26 protein-coding genes are annotated in these 20,498 nt (G+C 40.0%); 16 read left to right on the top strand and 10 right to left on the bottom strand.

Annotated elements, in window-relative coordinates; all coding sequences use genetic code 11:
• Positions 1–16 precede the first annotated feature (16 nt).
• From greA to B5354_RS18995, 4 genes are all read left to right on the top strand, one after another.
• Positions 17–499 (top strand): transcription elongation factor GreA, encoded by a 483-nt coding sequence (gene greA / locus B5354_RS19010; RefSeq protein ID WP_079530357.1) that lies wholly within the window; start codon positions 17–19, stop codon positions 497–499.
• Between the two features lie 125 nt (positions 500–624).
• Complete coding sequence (locus B5354_RS19005) at positions 625–1,263, top strand: YrrS family protein (protein WP_176142537.1); 639 nt, start codon at positions 625–627, stop codon at positions 1,261–1,263.
• A gap of 32 nt (positions 1,264–1,295) precedes the next feature.
• The gene (gene mtnN, locus B5354_RS19000; protein WP_079530355.1) at positions 1,296–1,988 is read left to right on the top strand and encodes a 5'-methylthioadenosine/S-adenosylhomocysteine nucleosidase; all 693 of its coding nucleotides are present in this window, start codon (positions 1,296–1,298) and stop codon (positions 1,986–1,988) included.
• Between the two features lie 65 nt (positions 1,989–2,053).
• On the top strand, positions 2,054–2,281 hold the full coding sequence (locus B5354_RS18995; RefSeq protein ID WP_079530354.1) for a YrhC family protein: 228 nt from the start codon (positions 2,054–2,056) through the stop codon (positions 2,279–2,281).
• Between the two features lie 329 nt (positions 2,282–2,610).
• Here B5354_RS18995 and sigK read toward each other — a convergent pair whose 3' ends face one another.
• From sigK to B5354_RS18955, 8 genes are all read right to left on the bottom strand, one after another.
• Complete coding sequence (sigK, locus tag B5354_RS18990; protein WP_079530353.1) at positions 2,611–3,324, bottom strand: RNA polymerase sporulation sigma factor SigK; 714 nt, start codon at positions 3,322–3,324, stop codon at positions 2,611–2,613.
• A 141-nt stretch (positions 3,325–3,465) separates the two neighbouring features.
• Entirely contained in the window at positions 3,466–3,846 is a 381-nt protein-coding gene (gene mnhG / locus B5354_RS18985) for a monovalent cation/H(+) antiporter subunit G (protein ID WP_342743031.1), read from the bottom strand.
• Positions 3,818–4,129, bottom strand: a complete 312-nt coding sequence (locus tag B5354_RS18980; RefSeq protein WP_079530351.1) for a monovalent cation/H+ antiporter complex subunit F — start codon at positions 4,127–4,129, stop codon at positions 3,818–3,820. Before B5354_RS18980 ends, mnhG begins: the two co-directional genes overlap by 29 nt.
• Positions 4,129–4,605 carry a Na+/H+ antiporter subunit E gene (locus B5354_RS18975; RefSeq protein WP_079530350.1) on the bottom strand — a complete coding sequence of 159 codons (477 nt, stop codon included), beginning with the start codon at positions 4,603–4,605 and terminating at the stop codon, positions 4,129–4,131. The genes B5354_RS18980 and B5354_RS18975 overlap by 1 nt, the downstream gene beginning before the upstream one ends.
• A gap of 7 nt (positions 4,606–4,612) precedes the next feature.
• Positions 4,613–6,097 (bottom strand): Na+/H+ antiporter subunit D, encoded by a 1,485-nt coding sequence (locus B5354_RS18970; RefSeq protein WP_079530349.1) that lies wholly within the window; start codon positions 6,095–6,097, stop codon positions 4,613–4,615.
• The gene (locus B5354_RS18965; RefSeq protein WP_079530348.1) at positions 6,090–6,428 is read right to left on the bottom strand and encodes a Na(+)/H(+) antiporter subunit C; all 339 of its coding nucleotides are present in this window, start codon (positions 6,426–6,428) and stop codon (positions 6,090–6,092) included. Before B5354_RS18965 ends, B5354_RS18970 begins: the two co-directional genes overlap by 8 nt.
• Positions 6,429–6,431: 3 nt before the next feature.
• Positions 6,432–8,768 carry a Na+/H+ antiporter subunit A gene (locus tag B5354_RS18960; protein WP_079530347.1) on the bottom strand — a complete coding sequence of 779 codons (2,337 nt, stop codon included), beginning with the start codon at positions 8,766–8,768 and terminating at the stop codon, positions 6,432–6,434.
• A gap of 255 nt (positions 8,769–9,023) precedes the next feature.
• Positions 9,024–9,176: a sporulation histidine kinase inhibitor Sda gene (locus B5354_RS18955; protein ID WP_079530346.1), complete on the bottom strand. Its 153-nt coding sequence runs from the start codon at positions 9,174–9,176 to the stop codon at positions 9,024–9,026.
• Positions 9,177–9,511: 335 nt separating this feature from the next.
• Here B5354_RS18955 and B5354_RS18950 point away from each other — a divergent pair, with 335 nt between their 5' ends.
• From B5354_RS18950 to B5354_RS18915, 8 genes are read left to right on the top strand one after another with little or no spacing between them, the layout of a single operon-like run.
• Complete coding sequence (locus tag B5354_RS18950; RefSeq protein WP_079530345.1) at positions 9,512–10,039, top strand: YqeG family HAD IIIA-type phosphatase; 528 nt, start codon at positions 9,512–9,514, stop codon at positions 10,037–10,039.
• Positions 10,036–11,136, top strand: coding sequence for a ribosome biogenesis GTPase YqeH (yqeH, locus tag B5354_RS18945; RefSeq protein WP_079530344.1), 1,101 nt, complete (start codon positions 10,036–10,038; stop codon positions 11,134–11,136). Before B5354_RS18950 ends, yqeH begins: the two co-directional genes overlap by 4 nt.
• 12 nt (positions 11,137–11,148) lie before the next feature.
• Positions 11,149–11,982 (top strand): shikimate dehydrogenase, encoded by an 834-nt coding sequence (gene aroE, locus B5354_RS18940; RefSeq protein WP_079530343.1) that lies wholly within the window; start codon positions 11,149–11,151, stop codon positions 11,980–11,982.
• Position 11,983: 1 nt separating this feature from the next.
• Positions 11,984–12,274, top strand: a complete 291-nt coding sequence (gene yhbY, locus B5354_RS18935; RefSeq protein WP_079530342.1) for a ribosome assembly RNA-binding protein YhbY — start codon at positions 11,984–11,986, stop codon at positions 12,272–12,274.
• A 12-nt stretch (positions 12,275–12,286) separates the two neighbouring features.
• Complete coding sequence (locus B5354_RS18930; RefSeq protein ID WP_079530341.1) at positions 12,287–12,859, top strand: nicotinate-nucleotide adenylyltransferase; 573 nt, start codon at positions 12,287–12,289, stop codon at positions 12,857–12,859.
• Entirely contained in the window at positions 12,843–13,418 is a 576-nt protein-coding gene (gene yqeK / locus B5354_RS18925; RefSeq protein WP_079530340.1) for a bis(5'-nucleosyl)-tetraphosphatase (symmetrical) YqeK, read from the top strand. The genes B5354_RS18930 and yqeK overlap by 17 nt, the downstream gene beginning before the upstream one ends.
• A gap of 12 nt (positions 13,419–13,430) precedes the next feature.
• Positions 13,431–13,784 (top strand): ribosome silencing factor, encoded by a 354-nt coding sequence (rsfS, locus tag B5354_RS18920; protein ID WP_079530339.1) that lies wholly within the window; start codon positions 13,431–13,433, stop codon positions 13,782–13,784.
• A complete protein-coding gene (locus B5354_RS18915) occupies positions 13,785–14,507 on the top strand; it encodes a class I SAM-dependent methyltransferase (RefSeq protein WP_079530338.1) in 723 nt (240 codons plus the stop codon). It begins immediately after the preceding gene.
• A 69-nt stretch (positions 14,508–14,576) separates the two neighbouring features.
• Here B5354_RS18915 and comER read toward each other — a convergent pair whose 3' ends face one another.
• Positions 14,577–15,380 (bottom strand): late competence protein ComER, encoded by an 804-nt coding sequence (comER, locus tag B5354_RS18910; RefSeq protein ID WP_079530337.1) that lies wholly within the window; start codon positions 15,378–15,380, stop codon positions 14,577–14,579.
• A 76-nt stretch (positions 15,381–15,456) separates the two neighbouring features.
• On the opposite strand from comER, the gene B5354_RS18905 reads away from it, so the two are divergent.
• From B5354_RS18905 to B5354_RS18895, 3 genes are all read left to right on the top strand, one after another.
• Complete coding sequence (locus B5354_RS18905; RefSeq protein ID WP_245804825.1) at positions 15,457–16,038, top strand: helix-hairpin-helix domain-containing protein; 582 nt, start codon at positions 15,457–15,459, stop codon at positions 16,036–16,038.
• A gap of 78 nt (positions 16,039–16,116) precedes the next feature.
• The gene (locus B5354_RS18900; RefSeq protein ID WP_079530335.1) at positions 16,117–16,698 is read left to right on the top strand and encodes a ComE operon protein 2; all 582 of its coding nucleotides are present in this window, start codon (positions 16,117–16,119) and stop codon (positions 16,696–16,698) included.
• 80 nt (positions 16,699–16,778) lie between these two features.
• Complete coding sequence (locus tag B5354_RS18895; RefSeq protein WP_176142536.1) at positions 16,779–18,965, top strand: DNA internalization-related competence protein ComEC/Rec2; 2,187 nt, start codon at positions 16,779–16,781, stop codon at positions 18,963–18,965.
• A 30-nt stretch (positions 18,966–18,995) separates the two neighbouring features.
• On the opposite strand, the gene B5354_RS18890 is transcribed toward B5354_RS18895, so the two are convergent.
• Complete coding sequence (locus B5354_RS18890) at positions 18,996–19,130, bottom strand: YqzM family protein (protein ID WP_079530333.1); 135 nt, start codon at positions 19,128–19,130, stop codon at positions 18,996–18,998.
• Between the two features lie 336 nt (positions 19,131–19,466).
• On the opposite strand from B5354_RS18890, the gene holA reads away from it, so the two are divergent.
• A complete protein-coding gene (gene holA, locus B5354_RS18885; RefSeq protein WP_079530332.1) occupies positions 19,467–20,468 on the top strand; it encodes a DNA polymerase III subunit delta in 1,002 nt (333 codons plus the stop codon).
• Positions 20,469–20,498 lie beyond the last annotated feature (30 nt).

Here is a 20,498-nt window from a genome sequence, read left to right as displayed (position 1 = left end):
GAGGAGTGTAGTGGAAATGGCACAAGAGAAAAGCTTTTATATGACTGCAGAAGGTAAAGTAAAGCTCCAAGAAGAACTTGAGCATTTAAAAAATGAACGCCGAAAAGAAGTAGTTGAACGAATTAAAGAAGCGAGAGGATTCGGAGATTTATCAGAGAACTCGGAGTATGATGCTGCGAAGGATGAACAAGCTTTTGTAGAAGCGAGAATCCAGACTGTCGAAAATATGATCCGCCATGCGGTTATCATTGAAAATGACAATGACAATCCCGACATGGTGTCCATGGGTAAATCGGTTACCTTTCAAGAGCTTCCAGATGGCGATGAAGAGACTTATACGATCGTAGGAAGCGCAGAAGCTGATCCTTTCGAAGGGAAAATAAGTAACGATTCACCAATGGCTCAAAGTTTAATTGGCCATGAAGTTGGAGATCAAGTAACCGTAGTGACTCCAGGTGGAGAACTTGACGTTAAGATTGTCTCGGTCACAACTAAGTAACTCAGAAAGGCAGGGGCTTCCCTGTCTTTTTCTCTAATGTAATGACTAAATACTGTAACTTAGGTGTAATTCCGGACTCTAAGTTTTTCATGTATAATAGGTGTGTCAGAGGAGGAGGAGAAACTATGAGTGAAAAAGAGTCTTCTTTTTCAAGAGCAAATAGATTTGAGAAAAAAAGAAGAGGTACTAAACTAGTCACATGGCTCGCAGGTGCAGGGGCCTTGTTGGTCGTTGTATTTATAGCTTCCTTTATTATAGGAGGAGAAAGTGATCAGGCAGCTGGTAATAAGCAATCGGGGAATGGCAATTCTTCTAATGATCAAGAATTAAACGTGATAACGGATGAACAAGAAGAACAGAATAGTGAGTCTTCAAAACAAAAAAATAAAGAAGAAGAGAAAGATAAAAAAGAAGAAGATGCAGTTGTTAAAGAAAGTGATAAGGAAAATGTAGAACGTGTGATCACTAAAGAGTGGGAACCGGTTGCGACAGAGCAGCAAACCAATGGCAGTCATACCGTAACCTACGAAAAATCCACCCAAGATTGGCAGGAAATCTTACAAGCTGCAAGTAAGGCTACTTCCATTGAAACGAGCAATATGATTGCCTGGCGAGTAGAAAATGGGGGCGGACCGCAGAAAGTAGAGGCCACAGTCTCAGATAAAGCGCAGCAGCAGACGTATCGTGTTTATATTCATTGGGTAGAAGGTGAAGGTTATAAACCAATTAAAGTGGAAGAATTAGCAAGTAACCCCTATCAATAAGACTTTGGAAATAAAAGAAGGAGAGCAATAGTATGGCCATCGGAATAATTGGAGCAATGGACGAAGAAATAGAATTACTAAAAAGCGAAATGACTATCGATGAAACGATCGAAGCAGCAGACAGTGTGTTTATTAAAGGTGTTCTATGTAACCAGACTGTTGTCTTGCTAAAATCAGGGATCGGAAAAGTAAATGCTGCGATTGCAACAACGATTTTGCATGAGCGTTTTACTATTGACCGCGTTATTAACACAGGTTCAGCCGGAGGATTTGCTAAGGACCTGGAAGTTGGTGACGTAGTGATTTCCACGCTCGTTACTCACCACGATGTGGATGTGACAGCTTTTCAATATGAATACGGTCAAGTACCGGGACTCCCTGCCATGTATCCTGCAGACTCTGTTTTGATGGAAAAAGCTATGGAGGCTGTGGAGTCAACGGATGCGAAGGCAAAAAAAGGGATCATTGCCACAGGTGATTCCTTTATGCAAGAAGAAGCTCGTGTCAACTTTGTACGCGGTAAATTCCCTGAGATGATTGCTGCAGAAATGGAAGCCGCAGCGATCGCCCAAGTATGCTATAAATATAGTACGCCATTCGTTGTGATTCGGGCTCTATCAGACATCGCCGGAAAAGAATCCTCCATTTCATTTGACCAATTCCTTCCAAAAGCGTCAACGAATGCAGCAACAATGATCATGACAATGCTCTCATCACTAGACTAGAAGAAATTACCACTCTTGTTTGGCTATAGATATGTTACTATAGTGTACGTGCAGGAGGTGGCATCATGAAGTCATCCGAATGGATAGAAAATAAAATTACAGATTACAAACGTTTTACGTTAACGTTACTCATATTAAGCAGCTATTTATATATTGGCGTACTGATCAGTATCTATGAATATCACTCTTCGGCTTATCTTTATTTGCTAGTCATGATTGCTGGGTTATTAGGAACCGCATTTATGCTAGTTCTAAAGTTAAAGAAACTGCGCCAGCGTTTACTTGAAGAATAGAAGAGGTTGGGACAAAACTGAACAAAGCATAAAATAATCCGAACATTTCTATTGAAATCAGTTCGGATTATTTGTGTGACAAAAAAGAATTCTACATCGCTTCGTCAAAACACTTCGCTTTCCGTGGGCACGGCCGCAGCTTCCTCGGAAAGCAAAGGGCGCTTTCCTGCGGGATCTTTGGCTCGCGCTGTTCCCACAGGAGTCTACGTATTTTGACTACGCTAATGAACTGCATTTAAAGTATTCATTTTTTCATCGTTCGTTTTTTGGCATTATTGCTTTACTTATGTCCTAGCATCTTTATTTATATTTCCTATTAGATCCTGCAGTTAAGAAGATTTGCCTTGTTTGCTCTGCTTATAAAATTCATGAAAGATTTTCATTAAAGCTCTCTTCTCGATCCGTGAAACATAGCTTCTTGAGATGCCGAGCTCTTTCGCGATCTCCCGCTGTGTTCGCTCATCAGTGTCTCCAAGCCCGTAACGGAAAACAATCACTTCTTTTTCCCGCTCATCTAATACAGTAATAAATTGCTTGATTTGTTCCAGTTCCATATGAAGCTGGATTTCTTCCACAATATCCTCGACATCTGCTTGCAAAATATCGAGCAAATTTAACTCATTTCCTTCTTTGTCATGGCCGATTGGATCTTGCAATGAGATGTCTTTATTCATCTTCTTTGTGGAACGTAAATGCATCAATATTTCATTTTCGATACATCTAGCAGCATAAGTAGCCAACTTGGTTCCCTTGCCTGTAGAGTAGCTTTCTATGCCTTTAATCAAACCTATTGTTCCAATTGATATTAAATCCTCGAAATCCTCCTTTGTATTTTCGAACTTTTTGACGATATGAGCCACGAGTCTTAAATTATGCTCGATTAGAGTGTCTCTTGCTTCGCGGCTGCCTTCCTCCATGAGTTTCAGCTGCCTTGCTTCTTCCTCTTTTGACAATGGATTGGGGAATGCCTGATTCTTGACATAAGACATAAATAGAAGCGATTCTTTGAAAAAATAAAGAATGGAAGCGATTAGACTGCTCACAATGCACAACACCTCCGTAAGTATTAGGCTCGTGCCTATCACAAGTGTATGTGCGGAAGCATGTCCCTGTGCTTGTACAGCAATAAAAAGTAAGATAAAAAAAGAAGCCGGGACATTCGGCTTCTTAGAATAACATGCGGTTTAATGCTCTTTAACTTTATTTACATGCGCTTTATACTCATCTTCAACACTTTTATCGCTTAAAGGAACTCGGCTATAGTAGGCTGACCTCCCGAGAACGTGTCCAGTTACAGGAGCAGATAACAGGATGAACAGGATGCCTAACAGGAGTTTTCCGCTGACAATGCCATGCTCAACATACATAAAGAGGAAAGCACCCGTGAGGATACCTGTGATCCCTAGTGTTGAGCTTTTTGTCGCTGCGTGAAGCCGTGTATAGACATCAGGAAATCTTAACACACCTAAAGCCGTGGACACTATAAAAAATGTCCCCAGGAGCAGTGAAAGAGAAATTAGAATATCAAGTACAGCATTAATCCATATCCCGCTCAATGATAACACCCTTTTCTAGAAATTTCGCCAATCCTACATTTCCAATGAACAACAGGATTCCGATAAGCAAAATGACATCATTCACTTTTGTTGTTACGAGGTGGATGGCGATGAGTCCTGCCAGTGCCATAATGTTAACTCCTATTGTGTCAAGAGCCACAGCGCGATCCGGGTTGGTTGGCCCCTTCACCGTTCGATACAACAGTAAAAGCAAGGAAATGGACACACCAATGACTGAGATAACGACTGAGATATCAATAAGTGATTGAGTAAAAGATAATAGATCATCCATTAGCGTGTCACCTCCATGATAGCTTTCTCAAAAGTTTCCTTAATTTCTGTAATCGATTCTTCTACATCAGTAATATCCATAGCATGGACATAAATAACAGAATAATCATCACTAATGACCAAGGATAAGGTCCCTGGAGTCAAAGTGATCAAATTAGCAAGCAGGGTAATCTCCCAATTGCTTTTTAACTCGGTGGGAAGTGCGAAAATTCCAGGCTGAATATCAAGCTTAGGTCGGTAAACATGTTTGACAATATCAATGTTTGAGAGTACAAGCTCACGAATAAATAATAAAATTAAATTAAATACTTTACCAACTTTCCTCAAATAAAAAGCATCTGGAATGAATCGTTGCAATAGAAAGAGCAGGGCGATTCCTAGTAGATAGCCGACAAGGAATGTTTTGAAATTGTAAGTTTCACTTAAAAACATCCACATGACAGCTAAGATCAAATTGATGACGATTTGAAATGGCATAAGCTTTCTACTCCTTTAGGACAGAATCGATATAAATTTGCGGGTTCATTAAATATTCGCCTATCCATTCAACAGAGGGGTAAAACCACTCGGCCCCTACACCGAGCAGTACAGAAATGGATAACAACAATCCAATTGGCCAGGTCATCCTATTGGCAGCCTGTCTTCTTTCAGGGTGAGCAAGCTCTTTTTTCTCTCCCCAAAACCCTTGAATAAAAATGCGGATCATGGAGAACAGGATAAGCAGGCTGGTGATTAAGGCAATAATGACGATCATAATCTCTTCTTGTCCTAATGCTCCCTGAATGAGCAGAAGTTTTCCAATGAATCCGCTAAACGGGGGAATACCAGCCAAAACGAGCGTTGCAATAAAGAAAAACCAGCCAAGAACGGGGTAATGATGAATCAAACCGTTTATTTTTCTTAAATCCGATGTTCCAGCTGCATATGCGATTACTCCTACTAATAAAAAGAGTGCGCCCTTAATTACCATATCATGAATTAAGTAGTAAACCGTCCCACTGATCGACGTTTCTGTAAAAACACCGATTCCCATCATCATAAATCCAACTGCCGGAATAATATTGTAAGCGATGATCAGCTTAATATTATTTGTAGATAAAGCACCGATCACACCAAAAAGCATGGTGAAGGCAGCCAAATAAATAAAGAGTGTATGAGTTAAATCTGCTTCCCAGGCAAAGATCAAAGTGAATACCCTAAGGATCGAGTAAATTCCTACTTTCGTCAATAATGCGCCAAATAAAGCTGAGACAACAGGATTAGGGACACTGTAGGAATGGGGGAGCCAGTAATACAATGGGAAGATGGCGGCCTTCGTAGCAAACACGAAGAACAATAAAATACCAATTGTTGTAAGAATTCCCTGTTGATCTACTTCCTGAACACGCTCAGCAATATGAGCCATGTTCAACGTACCTACCACTGAGTACAGGAATGATACGGTTGTGACAAAAATCATGGAAGAAAACAAGTTAATCAACACATATTTCATGGACTCCCGAAGCTGTGCTCGCCCATTTCCAAGGACAATCAGACCATAAGAAGCCATCAGCAGCACTTCAAAAAACACAAACAGGTTGAAAATATCCCCTGTAATAAATGCGCCACTGACTCCTGTAATCAACAGGAAGAAAAAGCTGTAAAAATAATAGGATTCTTGTTGTTCCGTCAAAGATCTTGATGCGTAAAAGACGCAGGCAACTGCAACAATGTTCGTAGTAAAAGCGAGTGTGATGGATAACATATCCCCAACGAGAATGATGCCATAGGGAGCTGCCCAATCACCGGTCTCAAGGACAATGGGTCCATTTTGGTAGATTTGATACAGAATAAAACCGGTAACAGCCAGGTTAATCAAGGCAAATACTTTTGACATGGTTCGTGCCAGCGGCAGCTTATTTGCAAAAAATGCGACTATAATTCCTGCCAGAAGCGGCAGGATAATGGGAAGTGATATTAAATTACTCATAATCGTTACCTCTCAATTGCTCCATATTATCTGTACCATTGATCTTAGAAGTTCGATAAGCCAGGACAAGTAATAAACTCGTGATTCCAAAGCTGATTACAATGGAAGTGAGAATCAATGCTTGTGGAAGCGGATCTGTATATTGTTCAACCCCTTCCGAAAGAATCGGAGGTGCACCTCTTTTTAATTCTCCCATTGTCAGGATAAATAAATGTGCACCGTGAGAAAGCAGTGCCGTACCTATGATGATACGAAGCATCTGCTTTTGGAGGAGGTTATAAACGGCTGTGGTAAATAAGATACCAGCAAGAACGGCCATGATGATTTCCATGATTTAATCCCCCTTCCTGTTTCCACGTAATCGAATCAGCCCATAAATAGCCATTGCTGCTATTCCAAGAACAGTAATTTCAAATAGTGTATCCAGTCCACGCATGTCGACCAAAATTACATTGACAATATTATCTCCACCGCCTAGTTTATATGAATTTTCAATAAAGTAACTGGCGATCGAGTCGAACATCTTACTGCTATGGGCAGAGATGGCAACCATCGTCATGAGAGCCCCGAAGCCAATAGAGATGATCAAATTAAAAGTTTTAGTTTTCGCAGAATGAGTATGGTTCTCAAACTTAGGCAAGTGATAAAACACTAGCAAAAACAGAGCCAAGGTAACTGTCTCGATAATAAATTGAGTCAAGGCGAGGTCAGGAGCTCGATAGATGACGAACAAGAGAGAGAGCCCATAACCTACTACACCTAAAATAAGAATAGCAGCTATTCGGTTTCTAACTATAATCGTTCCAATGGCAGCAATGACCATCATTATTGCCACAAACACCTCAGTTAGCTTGACTTCGGCTAGGTTTCCAGTCTCCAGATGAAATCCATTTGTTGCTGCCATGATTCCGAAGCTGCCAATAATAATGGCACCTACAATTAATCGGACATACCGGCCGACCGAACCGTTCATATAGCCTTTAGTTAAAGCAGAAGAGTAACTTACTGTTCGATCAACGAGTCCATCATAGAATGTATTAAGGCTGAGAACTCCAGGAATAAACCGGTAAATACCCTTCCATTTAGTCATTGACAGAACAAGAACCGTACCAAAGGCAATAACAGTCAGTGACATAATGAGCGGAAGCTTAATTCCATGCCAGAACTTTATATGATGAACACGAAGTTCAAAACCTTTTACAGCTGAAGCTGCATGATGGATAAATGGTTCATTTATCAATTGGGGAAAGAGTCCAATAATAATAACCCCAGCCACTAAAATCATCGGTGATACGAGCATTCCCATCGGGGCTTCATGTGGTTTCTTTGGGAGCTCATCCACGTTTGCATTTCCTCTAAAAGTTCCGAAAAAGAAGTACATAGAATAGACGAACGTAAAGATACTTCCGAGAACGGCCAAGTACGGGAAGGCTGTTTTAAGAAAAGCGATGAACCCCGTCGTAGTCTGTTCAAAATGAATAGCTGCATCAAAGAATAATTCTTTACTGTAGAACCCGTTTAAGAATGGTAATGGGACACCGGCCATTGAAAAGGAAGCGAATAGAGCTAACGTTGCGGTGATCGGAAGAAATGTCATTAAACCACCAAGCTTACGGATATCACGTGACCCTGTCTCATGGTCAACAATCCCCGCCACCATAAACAAGCTTCCTTTAAAGGTTGCATGATTCAGAATATGGAAAACAGCTGCAAATACGGCAACTTCTGTACCAAACCCAAGCATGGCCATAATCATGCCAAGCTGACTGATAGTAGAGAAGGCCAGGATGGCTTTGAGGTCGGTTTGACGTACTGCCATATATGATCCCCAGCATAACGTAACAATTCCAACACTTGAGACAATGATAAAGAACCAATCAGAGGAGGATAACATAGGTGAAAATCTCGCTACTAAAAAGATCCCTGCTTTAACCATTGTTGCTGAGTGCAAGTACGCACTGACAGGAGTTGGAGCTTCCATTGCGTCAGGCAGCCAAATATGGAATGGGAACTGTGCTGACTTTGTAAAGGCACCTAATAAAATGAAAACAAGGATGAGAGGGAAGAATTCGTGATTCAGAATAAGTTCTTGCTGACGAATAATTTGTTGGATGCTCGTGGACCCTGTAATCACACTCATGAAAATTAAAGCGCCCAATAAGCTAAGTCCGCCGAATATTGTGATTAGCATTGACTTTAAAGCACCATATCTAGAACGTTCTTTATAGTGCCAGTAACCAATAAGCAAGAAGGATGACAACGAGGTAAATTCCCAGAAAGTGTATAGAACAAACACGTTATCAGAAAGGACTACACCTAACATCGATCCCATAAATAATAGAAAATAAACGTAAAAATGTCCTAGCTGCTCTGTTTTATGTAAGTAATAAATCGAATAAAAAGCAACCAGGGCACCGATTCCGCTGATTAGCAGAACAAATAATAAGCTCAAACCGTCTAAATAAAAGGCGATATTCATATTTAAAGATGGTATCCAAGTGTACTCTCTGGACACCGGTTCAAATCCCGACCCTAAGAATCGTGCAAAATAAATAAAAATCACAGCAGGTACAGCGGTTACAATGAAACCTGGATGAATTTTATCTTTCCATTTGCTTAGGAATGGGATAAAAATGGCAATAATAAAAGGCAATAGTACAGCCAATAGCATCTAGTTGTTCCTCCCTCTGGCTAAGTCCGATAGTGAAATAGTTTAGGTAAATGTTGCTCACTCAATTGTAATCAAAAAGTAAAGGAATATTCAACTGAATACTACTTTCGGATGACGAATCCTGGAGTATTTTTGACAATTATTTTAAATAAGAAGAGACACGACAAAATAAGTTAAGAAAAATTAAATAAAAAAACTCGTTTCCTTCTCCGGAAACGAGCGGATAACTCTCAGTATTTGTAGGTGGTTCCATTTTTATCCTACATGATTTAATTTCTTGTTAATTAAATGTGCAATAGAACGTTCGTGTATTTCTTCTTCAATTTGTTTAATAAAATCTTGTGATAGATTTAGTTCAATAGCTTTGTGGTAAGATTGTAGTAACAGGGTATCAGATAATTGCTTCATCTCTCTGTCACTTTTGTGACAGCCACCTCCTGTTTATTAAATAGTATATTTAAGTAATGCAAGTTTACCTTACCATGTTCAAAGTTGGCCTACAATACACCATTTATCTACAGGTAATTGTAGATAAGTGTAACGATAATTTTTAGCACGATAGTAAAGACAAAGGATTTAGGGTGTGGAATATGTGCATAAACTTATCCACAGGGCGATGTTGTCGCGAATTGTCGAACGATTTTTAGCATGAAGGGGAAAGTTTCACTATTGTTTTGAATCCTGTAGAAATTTTGTATATGATGGGTAAGGAGATTTTGTCGTGAAGGATGGAGTGATTGGTGATGTTAAAACATTTTTTACCTAATGAGCATGTGCAAAGCATTCAAGATATAGACCCAGAGAGTTTAAAGGAAAAAGGGATTAAAGGAATTATTACCGACTTAGATAATACGCTGGTTGCATGGGATGAGCCTGATGCGACAGAGGAAATCGTAAGTTGGTTTCGACTCATGAATCATCATGGTATTCAAGTTACGATTGCGTCAAATAATAATGAAAATCGAGTGAAGTTATTTTCAGAACCATTGAACACATCATTTATTCATAGTGCAAGAAAGCCATTATCTAGAGCATTTAAACGAGCCAGGAAGGATATGAATATCCAGACAAACGAAATTGTCGTAGTTGGAGATCAACTTATGACAGATGTTCTTGGAGGAAATGTAGCAGGCCTATATACCATTTTAGTTGTTCCCATTGTTGAAACAGATGGTTTTTGGACTCGCTTCAATAGGAAAATTGAACGTCGGATTTTAAACTGGATGAAGCGAAAAGGTAAAATTACCTGGGAGGAGGGAAACGGACGATGAGCGAAATAATTTGTCAGGGGTGTGGGGCAGAGATCCAAACTACGAATCCAAAACAGGCTGGTTTTGCCCCGCAGTCTGCCCTTGAAAAAGACGATATTATTTGTAAACGGTGTTTTCGACTTAAACATTATAATGAAGTACAGGATGTTCCGTATCAGGATGACGACTTCTTAGAGATGTTAAATCAGATTAGTAAAACTAAAGGTCTCATCGTACAATTAGTGGATATTTTCGACTTTAATGGGAGTTTCATCCCCGGTCTGAAACGACTAACGGGGCAGAATCCGATCATACTAGTTGGTAATAAAATGGACGTTCTGCCTAAATCCGTAAATCACAATAAAGTAAAGCAATGGCTTCGGAACGAAGCAAAAGAGAACGGCCTGGATGTAGAGGCTATATACTTAATATCAGCTGAAAAGCAACAGGGAATTGAAGACCTCTCTAAAGCGATCGACCGTTATAGGGAACACGGTGATGTGTATGTAGTTGGGACAACGAATGTTGGAAAGTCAACCTTTATTAATGCATTGATTAATCGAACATCCGGTGTGAAAAATGCGATTACTACTTCTTATTTTCCAGGGACTACTCTTGGATTTATTGATATTCCCTTGGATGCACAGAGCTCCTTATTTGATACTCCTGGAGTCATTCATCGGCATCAAATGGCCCATTATGTATCTGATCAAGACTTAAAGGTAATTACACCAACTAAAGAGGTGAAGCCCAAAGTTTACCAATTAAATGCACAACAAACTTTATACTTCGGTGGCTTAGCACGATTAGACTTTGAATCAGGTGATCGCAGTTCTTTTATTTGCTACCTTGCTAATGACATGCTAATCCATCGAACTAAGCTTGAGAACGCCGATGAATTATATAAGAATCATTTGGGTGAGTTATTGTCACCACCTGATCAGGAAACGATCAAACTGCTTCCGCCTTTAAAAGGAACAACGTTTAAAGTTGATCGACCGAAAATGGATATTGTATTTTCTGGATTGGGATGGATCACGATCCCGGATGGGGATGTAACTGTAACGGCTTATGCTCCTGAAGGCGTTCGGGTGTCCCTGAGAAGTTCATTAATATAGGAGGTAGATAACATGCAATTAGGGTTGATAGGCTATCCGATCGCTCATTCTCTTTCTCCATGGATTCACAACCGTCTGCTTGACCAGCATGGGTTGAAGGGAGAATACAGGTTGTATGAATGTAACGCTGAGCAGTTCCCTTATCAGATGGAAAAGCTAAAATCCAGCAAAATAAATGGTTTCAATGTCACTGTTCCGTATAAAGAGAAAGTTATTCCCTATCTGGACGAGTTAGATGAAGCAGCTAAGTTTCTAGGTGCTGTTAATACTGTGAAAGTAGATGATGGGCGTTTAATAGGATACAATACAGACGGACAAGGTTATGTGGCATCATTGCTTAATCGATACGAAGATGCTTTGAAATCATGTGACAAAGTACTCATTCTCGGCAGTGGCGGAGCCGCGAGGGGTATTTTTTATGCTTTACTTAATCAGGGGATTAAGAAGGTGGACGTGGCGAACAGGACAGTTGAAAAAGCACAGCAGGTCATTGAAGACTTACAAGTACAATCAACTTCAGAAGCCCTTTCCCTGCAGAAAGCCGAAGAAAATTTGTCTCAATATGATCACATCATCCAAACCACTTCAGTTGGCATGGCCCCGGAGATAAACCGAAAGCTGATTTCCCTTACAGATATCGGTCCTAATACAATCGTCAGTGATATCGTTTACCGCCCGATGAAGACTTCCTTGTTAAAAGAAGCTGAACGACAGGGGGCACGACTGCATTACGGTCATGGAATGTTATTAAACCAGGCGATTCTTGCTTTTGAAATTTGGACTGGGAAATCAACTAATGCCTCTGAGATGTTGAAAGCATTCGAAGAGAAATTGAAAGGAGAATAGTATGATAACAAGTAAACAGAAGAAATATTTACGTGGTCTCTCTCACAAGCTTCAGCCCATCTTTCAAGTGGGCAAAGCCGGCGTTAATGAAAATATGACCACTCAAATATCTGAAGCATTGGAGAAAAGAGAATTAATAAAGGTAAGCATTTTGCAAAATTGCTTTGAAGACAATTCTGAAGTTGCCCACGCGATTGTTGGTGAAACAGACGCAGAGCTTGTTCAACTTATCGGGAATACAATTATTTTGTACAAAGAGTCAAAAAACAATAAACAAATTGATTTACCGTAAGGAGAGCCTGTTATGAAACGGATAGGAATCTTTGGCGGGACATTTGATCCTCCGCACCAGGGACATTTGATAATTGCAGAGCAAGTATGTGAAGCGATGAAATTAGATGAGATTTGGTTTGTTCCTTCGTATCTTCCTCCACATAAAAAAAAGGCGGCTGTTTCATCAGACGAGAGGCTGGATATGGTCAAGAAAGCTATTCAAGGGAATGAACGATTCTATTGTCTTGATCTAGAGATGATCCGGCAAGGTAAATCATATACCTTCGATACAATGGAGCAATTGACGGAAGACTATCCATACGATAAATTTTATTTTATTATTGGCGGAGATATGGTGGCCAGTTTACAGGATTGGCACAGGATTGAAGAATTGAAGAAGCTTGTCACTTTTGTTGGCGTTCAAAGAGAAGGGTCTGGAGGCAGGGCAGCGAAGGATGTGGTCATGATCGATGTCCCTCGTTTTGATCTGTCATCATCTCTTATTCGGGAGCGGTTAATACAAGGCTTAACGGTACGCTACTTAATTCCCGAAGCTGTCCACCACTATATAAAGGAGAATTCGCTGTATGCACTTAAGTTGTGAAGATTTACTTGAATTTGTTCAGCCGCACCTCACTAAAACGAGGTATGAACATACCGTTCGGGTAACTGAAACTGCACTCATTTTAGCTGATCGGTTTGGTTCAAATCCAGAACTTACTGAAAAAGCGGCTATTTTACATGATTATGCAAAGTATAAACCTAAAGAGGATATGGAGCGCTGGATAATAAGCGATCAGCGTTTACCGAAAGATTTGTTGAACCATCATCATGAACTCTGGCATGGACCAGTGGGTGCCGTTATGCTGGAAAAAGAAATTGGTTTGGTGGATCCGGATATCAAATCTGCTATTTCTTGCCATACTTCTGGCAAGAAAAATATGAGTGTTATGGATAAGGTTGTTTTTTTAGCTGATTATATTGAACCTGGAAGAGGGTTTTCAGGTGTGGAAGAAGTGCGAGAGACAGCGGAAGCTAATTTAGATCAAGCTTGTTTGCAAGCATTGTCGAATACCATACAATTTTTAACTAATAAAAGCAGATCCGTTTACCCTGACACTATCCATGCATATAATGATTTATTAGAAATAAAGAAAATTTAAGGGAGGAAAACGATGGGAAGTAAAGAGTTAGTTACATTAACTGCCAAAGCTTGTGATGAAAAACGCGCAAATGACATTGTCGTCCTTGACATGACGGATGTATCATTGATTGCCGACTACTTTTTGATTTGTGAAGGGTCAAATGAACGTCAGGTGCAGGCGATTGCCAGAGAAGTTAAAGCGCAGGCAGAGGAAAACGGAATTGAAGTTAAGCGAATGGAAGGGTTTGATAAAGCACGCTGGATTCTGGTAGATCTTACAGATGTGGTGTGTCATATCTTCCATAAAGATGAGCGGAATTATTACAACCTTGAACGTCTATGGGGTGACGCAGAGACGGTAGCCGTTGAAGGAATTGAAGGATAGATGAGCTATCAGCAAATGGCACAAGTGTATGATGTGCTTATGAAAGATGCTCCTTATGATCAATGGGTGACGTGGACGAAGCAGATAGTGCAGCATTATCACCCTGGTGCACAACGTATATTAGATTTAGGATGCGGTACAGGTGAGATAACGTCACGGTTAGCTGATCACGGCTGGCAGCTAACCGGAGTTGATTTGTCAGAAGACATGTTGACTATGGCAGCCAGCAAAGATCAGACTATACAGTGGTTGAGGCAGGACATAACTGATTTAAAAGGTCTGCATGGTTATGATTGTATTGTCAGCTATTGTGACGTGATGAACTATATTACAGATGAATCATCCCTTGATGCTGTTTTCAAACATGCTTATCAGGCTCTAAGTGAGCAGGGGCTATTTCTCTTTGACGTGCATTCTGTCGATCATATTGTCAATGATTTGTGTGGACAAACCTTCGCAGAAGTATACGATGACCTTTCGTACGTTTGGTTTTGTGATCCTGGTGAGGAAGAATATTCCATGATCCATGACTTAACTTTTTTTGTTCGTTATCACAAGGATTACCAACGTTTTGATGAACAGCACTTACAACAGGGATATCATTTGGAAACATTGCAGAAGGCCATAGAAAAAGCAGGTTTTACCTTGCAGCGTGTCACTGCTGATTTCTCGGTAAACCCTGCTGAGCGTGGCGATCGACTGTTTTTTGTTTGTCAAAAGTAGATAGGACTCTTCGATTTTTTTCGAAGGTCCTTTTTTTTCTTGCAGGAAAATTGAGAGGAATGTCGAATGTTATAAGTGTATCGTTTGTTTATCGTTTTTATGTTTACGATGTGTTGCCTTAAACATTTCAAGAAAGAGATCTCCTACATGGTTCTCAAGTGCTTGAATTCCTTCCCCGGTGACTCCTCCTTTAACAGTAACTTTCTCCATTAATTCCGGTAATGTGTAAGTCCTTTTTTCCAGCAAGGTGCCTAATCCTATCATCATTTCCTCTGTTAGCTGCGTTGCTTGGTCCTTCGACATTCCACCTACCTCTGAAGCTGCCGATATCATATTTTCCAACAGAAAACTTATAAATGCTGGTCCGCATGAGACTATATCTGATGCTGAACGTATGGACTTTTCCTCGATCTCTACAGGTGTTGAAATATGTGAAAAGATTGAATGTAATTCATCCTTATAAAAGTCAGAAACACGATCTCCGTACGTAAATAAGCTGACTCCTGAATACGCCCTATTGGTAATAGATGGAACAATTCTTGCTACTTGACAGGACGTAATATTTTGCAGGTCTTTTACAGATACTGGACTAGTGATTGAAACTAAACACTGTGTGGCATTAAGTGAGCATTGAGTTAAGATATCTTTATAATCATGAGGTTTTACACATATAAAAACCACTTCGCTATTCCTGACGATATCTTGAACAGACTCCGCAATTGTAATTTCCTTAAATTGATTTTTAATCCATTCCGCTTTTTTGCGAGTACGATTGTAAATGGTTACATCATTTGCGTCGACTGCTCCACTCGAAATAAAGGCGTTAATTAGCATACTCCCCATATTTCCCGTCCCGATGATTCCGTAGCGCATGGAGAACCCCTCCTTTTTCGTTTACTTAATAACTTTATTCTTCAAAAATTGAATTATGAAAGGGGACTTTGTTTCTGTGATATTCATAAAAAGATATGCATGGTTATTGTTAATTCCTGTATTATTCATTCTCGTGTTTTACGTGCAGAAAGATGAGGAGCAAATGGTTATTCAGGAAAGTGAGGTACCGCCAATTGGAGAAGACCGTACTGATACCACCACCGCTGAACAAAAAATGGTCGTTGATGTTAAAGGAGAAGTTGCTCGTCCTGGCATTTATAAGTTAGAAACTGGTCTTCGTGTTAACGATGCTATTACAATGGCTGGAGGTATGACAAAAGAAGCTGATCAGACGAGTGTTAATTTAGCTCAAAAAATTGTAGACGAAATGGTCATACTAGTGTCAAGAACTGCTCCGGGGGATACTAATTCTTCCCTGGTTTCTTCTGGGAGTGGGAGTACTGGGAAAGTAAGAATTAATCAAGCAAGTGTGGAAGAAATACAGGCTCTGCCAGGAATAGGACCCTCTAAAGCAGAAGCGATCATTAAACATCGAGAAGAAAATGGTTTATTTAAAAAACCAGAAGATTTATTAGATGTGTCGGGAATTGGAGAAAAAACACTAGAAAATATGCTGGATATGATCCTAGTACCGTGACCTGCTGGGTTTGACTGATTGCTGAATATAGCGGTAAACTTAATTTATTGAAAATGTTAGTAAGGGGAGTTTGAAAACATGGAGCGCATCTCTTGGAATCAATATTTTATTGCCCAAAGTTACCTTTTAAAATCAAGAAGTACTTGTGAACGATTAGCAGTAGGAGCAGTAATTGTAAGAGATAAACGTATGATTGCGGGAGGCTATAATGGAAGTGTCTCCGGGGGTGTCCACTGTGTGGATGACGGTTGTTATGTGATTGATGGGCATTGTGTACGAACCATTCATGCGGAAATGAATGCACTCCTTCAGTGTGCGAAATTTGGCGTTGCTACCGAACAAGCTGAAATATATGTGTCGCATTTTCCTTGTCTCCATTGTACGAAGGCTATTATTCAAGCTGGTATCAAGGCCGTTTATTACAGCGAAGATTATCGTAATCATCCATATGCAATCGAATTACTTACGCAGGCAGGTGTGGAGATCCATAAGGTGGATCGAGATGAAAAATTGATTGATCCACAAAAAATGGAAAAAGAACAGCTAGTAGCGCAGCTTATACATAAGCTTGAACAAGGCGGCCATAACCCAGAAGAATTGGGTGAGCTTAAGCAAAAGGCCGGAGACCTCTTTAAAGTGAATCATAATCAACGTTCATGAAGGGAAACATCCATCTCCTTGTGTTAGCAATAGTCGGGGGAGGGATTTTATCACAAACGGCTCAACCGGTGGCCTATCTCATGTTAGGAATGTTTATCGCGTGGATAGTAACATTGAGAAAGTCCTTGACCTGGATAGTCACCCTTACCGTTTGCTTTATCTTTGGCTTCCTTTACTTTACTCCACAAGTTCCCCCTCATCCTTCGACTCTGACTCCTCCTTTAGAAGGAAAAATTATTTCTCCTTTATCTGAAACGGAAAGCACGATTCGTACTACATTCAAGTTAGCGGAAAGAGAAGATAAGGCGGTGATCGTCTATTTTAAAATAGCAGCTCTGCCAGAAGAAATAACCTATGTTCGTAAACAACTCAAATATGGAGCGTATTGTATCGTAAATGGAGTGGTTGACTGGCCGGAGGGAGCACGAAACCCTGGTCAATTTGATTACCAGGAATACCTGAGAAATCAGCACATTGGCTATCAAATAACTTTGGACTCGCCGTCCCAAATATCCTGCAAGAGCCAATCAATCATCCATAGTGCATTCGAAGCCAGAAAAGCCTTGGTCTCTAAGGTAGAGAAAGCCATGAGCCCACAAGCTTTTGCTTGGACATCTGCACTCGTTTTTGGAGATACTCAATATCTTTCAGAAGAAACTATAGAATGGTTTCGGGACTTCAGCTTATCGCATATATTAGCAATTTCCGGGCTTCATGTAGGACTTTTCTTAGGCGCGGTATTCTTGGTTTTATACCGTTCTGGGTTTACAACGTTGGAACAAGCCAGGGGAGTTGTTTTATTTATTCTTCCTGCATACTGTTTTATTTCAGGGGCGGCACCTCCAGTTCTAAGAGCCTGTCTTATGGCTTTATTCCTTCTGCTCATAACGAAATGGAAGGTTAAAGTAGCTGCCACTGATGTTCTTGCATTAGTCGCTATGTTGTTATTAATATGGAATCCAGCCTATTTCTATAATCTGGGATTTCAGTTTTCATTCATTGTTACATTTAGCTTATTTTTATCATATCCGCTTTTAAGCAATAACAATATATGGACTACCTCCACATTGATCAGCTTCATCAGCCAAGCTGTAATTCTGCCCCTCCAACTGCACCACTTTTATGAATTTAACCCGCTCTCGCTAGCAGCCAATGTATTGCTTGTCCCTTATTTTTCATTTATTATCATTCCGCTTCTATTTCTTCTTGTGTTTGTATCGTTTTTTATGCCAACATGGACCTTTACACTGTCTACATTAATGGTGACTTTGCATGAAGGATTTTTAACCTGGGTTAAAGGTGTTAGTGAGCCGTTTAATATTCAATGGGTTGTCGGGGAAATTCCGTTAGAATGGATTCTTGCTTATTATGCAGTCCTAACGTTAATGATGATCAATTGGGTGCAGAAGCGGTTGAACAAAGCATTTCTATTTGGATTAGGGACGGTCATTATTCTTATGAGTTATTCGATAAAACCTTATATTTCAAATCAAGGCACTGTAACGATGTTAGATGTAGGACAAGGCGATTCGTTCGTCGTGGAGCTGCCGTTTAGGAAAGGAGTAATTTTAATTGATGCAGCTGGGTCACCGGCTTTCAGCAGTAACGCTAACAGAGTTGCAGATCAAGTAATCGAGCCATTTTTAAAATCCAGAGGAATTAAGAAAATTGACGCCCTATTGCTTTCACATATGGACCTTGATCACAGTGGCAGCGCTGACCGCTTACAAAGTTCATTTGAAGTCGACAAGATTTATGTAAGTCCTTATCATCAAATTGATCAGAAAAGTGTAACAGTAGTTCGTCAGGGAGACACCATTGTAATTGGCGGCCATAAGTTTAATGTGCTTCATCCAAGTGTAGATGAGCAAGATACAAATGAGAACTCCGTTGTCATTTATACTAAATTAGGGGGTAAATCATGGTTGTTTACCGGTGATATTACGGACACAATCGAAGAAAAGATTCTCAGTGTTTACCCATCGTTAATGACAAACGTACTCAAAGTGGGTCACCATGGCAGTGATTCGTCAACCTCTGCCAATTGGATAAATAGCCTTGCTCCAAATATAGCGCTAATATCCTCAGGAATAGACAATCGTTATGGACACCCACATGAAGAAGTCGTGGACCGTCTCTTGGAAAAAGGCGTGTTCCTTCTTAGAACAGATCTGCACGGAGCAGTACAGTATAAATTCAGTAAACAATCAGGAACGTTTTCCACGTTTCTTCCGTATAATGAAGAAAATAAGAAAAGACTGCCTTAGCAGGCAGCCTTTTAGCTTTCAGTTTTTAAGTTATCGTCCAATAAATTCGAAAAGTACACCTATGAAGAAGATGACGAAAAAGAAAACAAATGAGAATACGAATCCTAAACCAGAATCAATTACGTCATTCGTCTTAGACTGAATATCCTTTCTAAATTCGTTCATTGTTACCCCTCCTATATCATTTTTTATTATAAGCGAAAGTCTCTAAAAAATCCACATTCTTAGAAAAGGAAAATAAATATCCCTTTTCTAACAATCCTCTGCCTCTTCTAGCAAGACTTGTCACCGATAATTCTGCCCTTAGCGGTCACACTATACACATGAGGGGAACAATATCGTTTACTGTCACAGCATCCGGGGCTGTGGTGGTGACGTTCATATAGATGGTGCGGCGGTGTTTTTGACAGAATTGAAAATGAGCAATAAAATTAATACACGAATATACCCAATTGGGGTCGCCGCTGCACCCCTTTTCTAGGTGGGAAGGGATTAGAGATCATGCCTAAACAGATTTACTTATTATATGGAACGGAAAGCTACCTGATACAAGAACATAAACAAAAAATTATCGAGCAGACATTAAGTCAAAAAGACCGCGACTTTAATATTTCACAATATGATTTAGAAGAAACCCCAGTAGAAGATGTAGTCACGGATGCTGAAACATTTCCTTTTTTAGGGGATAATAAGGTGGTCATCGCCTTCCATCCAACTTTTCTTAAAGCGAAGCCAGACAAACTTCCTTTTGATCATAATGTAGAAGCATTGCTACAGTACATAAACAACCCTGCAGATTATTCAGTTCTGATATTAATCGCTCCTTACGAAAAATTGGATGAGCGTAAAAAAATATTCAAACAGTTTAAAAAAAATGGTGAGGTACTCTCATGCCAGCCCATAAGAGAATGGGATATGGACAAGTGGATACAACAAATAGCAAAGGACTTGCAAATTACAATCCCCGAATCAGTTTTTGAACTTTTCGCGCAGGAAATAGGGACAAACCTGATGGCCCTGCGCAAGGAGATTGAAAAGCTGGCATTGCATGTAGAAAAAGGCGGGGTAGTCAGTCGGGAACTTGCGGAGAATTTACTGTCTCACAGTGCAGAAGCATCAGGTCTTAAATTAGTTGATGCAGTAATGGAGAAAAATTTGGGAAGGGCCATCAGACTTTATAAAGATTTAGTAAAAGCTAATGAAGAACCGATTGCTTTGATCGCATTATTGGCTTCTCAATTTAGAATTATTAGTCAAGTGAAAACGCTGAAGCAAAAGGGTTATGCCCAAAATCAAATGAAAGGCTATGTGAAGGCCCATCCATTTGTGATAAAAATGGCTTTAAAAAGGGAGAGAGCTTTTACCAACGAGGAGCTGAATGAAATAATTCAGCAGCTTGCAGAGACAGATTACATCATGAAACAGGGGCAAATGGATAAAGAGCTGGCGTTTGAAATGTTATTATATCAACTCATAAATATTAAAAACCACGAAATGGTATAAGGAAAGCCTTCAGGAGAAAACCTGAAGGCT

It is taken from the genome of Halobacillus hunanensis (assembly GCF_900166655.1).
GTDB classification, from domain to species: domain Bacteria; phylum Bacillota; class Bacilli; order Bacillales; family Halobacillaceae; genus Halobacillus_A; species Halobacillus_A hunanensis.
Note: the sequence above shows the minus strand (reverse complement) of the source record. Positions and strands in the feature narration are given on the sequence as shown.

Bases quoted from the DNA above. Each gene is read 5' to 3' on its own strand.
- greA (WP_079530357.1), top strand. From the start codon at position 17: ATGGCACAAGAGAAAAGCTTTTATATGACTGCAGAAGGTAAAGTAAAG.
- B5354_RS19005 (WP_176142537.1), top strand. From the start codon at position 625: ATGAGTGAAAAAGAGTCTTCTTTTTCAAGAGCAAATAGATTTGAGAAA.
- mtnN (WP_079530355.1), top strand. From the start codon at position 1,296: ATGGCCATCGGAATAATTGGAGCAATGGACGAAGAAATAGAATTACTA.
- B5354_RS18995 (WP_079530354.1), top strand. From the start codon at position 2,054: ATGAAGTCATCCGAATGGATAGAAAATAAAATTACAGATTACAAACGT.
- B5354_RS18980 (WP_079530351.1), bottom strand. From the start codon at position 4,129: ATGGATGATCTATTATCTTTTACTCAATCACTTATTGATATCTCAGTC.
- B5354_RS18975 (WP_079530350.1), bottom strand. From the start codon at position 4,605: ATGCCATTTCAAATCGTCATCAATTTGATCTTAGCTGTCATGTGGATG.
- B5354_RS18970 (WP_079530349.1), bottom strand. From the start codon at position 6,097: ATGAGTAATTTAATATCACTTCCCATTATCCTGCCGCTTCTGGCAGGA.
- B5354_RS18965 (WP_079530348.1), bottom strand. From the start codon at position 6,428: ATGGAAATCATCATGGCCGTTCTTGCTGGTATCTTATTTACCACAGCC.
- B5354_RS18960 (WP_079530347.1), bottom strand. From the start codon at position 8,768: ATGCTATTGGCTGTACTATTGCCTTTTATTATTGCCATTTTTATCCCA.
- B5354_RS18955 (WP_079530346.1), bottom strand. From the start codon at position 9,176: ATGAAGCAATTATCTGATACCCTGTTACTACAATCTTACCACAAAGCT.
- B5354_RS18950 (WP_079530345.1), top strand. From the start codon at position 9,512: ATGTTAAAACATTTTTTACCTAATGAGCATGTGCAAAGCATTCAAGAT.
- yqeH (WP_079530344.1), top strand. From the start codon at position 10,036: ATGAGCGAAATAATTTGTCAGGGGTGTGGGGCAGAGATCCAAACTACG.
- aroE (WP_079530343.1), top strand. From the start codon at position 11,149: ATGCAATTAGGGTTGATAGGCTATCCGATCGCTCATTCTCTTTCTCCA.
- yhbY (WP_079530342.1), top strand. From the start codon at position 11,984: ATGATAACAAGTAAACAGAAGAAATATTTACGTGGTCTCTCTCACAAG.
- B5354_RS18930 (WP_079530341.1), top strand. From the start codon at position 12,287: ATGAAACGGATAGGAATCTTTGGCGGGACATTTGATCCTCCGCACCAG.
- yqeK (WP_079530340.1), top strand. From the start codon at position 12,843: ATGCACTTAAGTTGTGAAGATTTACTTGAATTTGTTCAGCCGCACCTC.
- rsfS (WP_079530339.1), top strand. From the start codon at position 13,431: ATGGGAAGTAAAGAGTTAGTTACATTAACTGCCAAAGCTTGTGATGAA.
- B5354_RS18915 (WP_079530338.1), top strand. From the start codon at position 13,785: ATGAGCTATCAGCAAATGGCACAAGTGTATGATGTGCTTATGAAAGAT.
- comER (WP_079530337.1), bottom strand. From the start codon at position 15,380: ATGCGCTACGGAATCATCGGGACGGGAAATATGGGGAGTATGCTAATT.
- B5354_RS18900 (WP_079530335.1), top strand. From the start codon at position 16,117: ATGGAGCGCATCTCTTGGAATCAATATTTTATTGCCCAAAGTTACCTT.
- B5354_RS18895 (WP_176142536.1), top strand. From the start codon at position 16,779: ATGTTAGGAATGTTTATCGCGTGGATAGTAACATTGAGAAAGTCCTTG.
- B5354_RS18890 (WP_079530333.1), bottom strand. From the start codon at position 19,130: ATGAACGAATTTAGAAAGGATATTCAGTCTAAGACGAATGACGTAATT.
- holA (WP_079530332.1), top strand. From the start codon at position 19,467: ATGCCTAAACAGATTTACTTATTATATGGAACGGAAAGCTACCTGATA.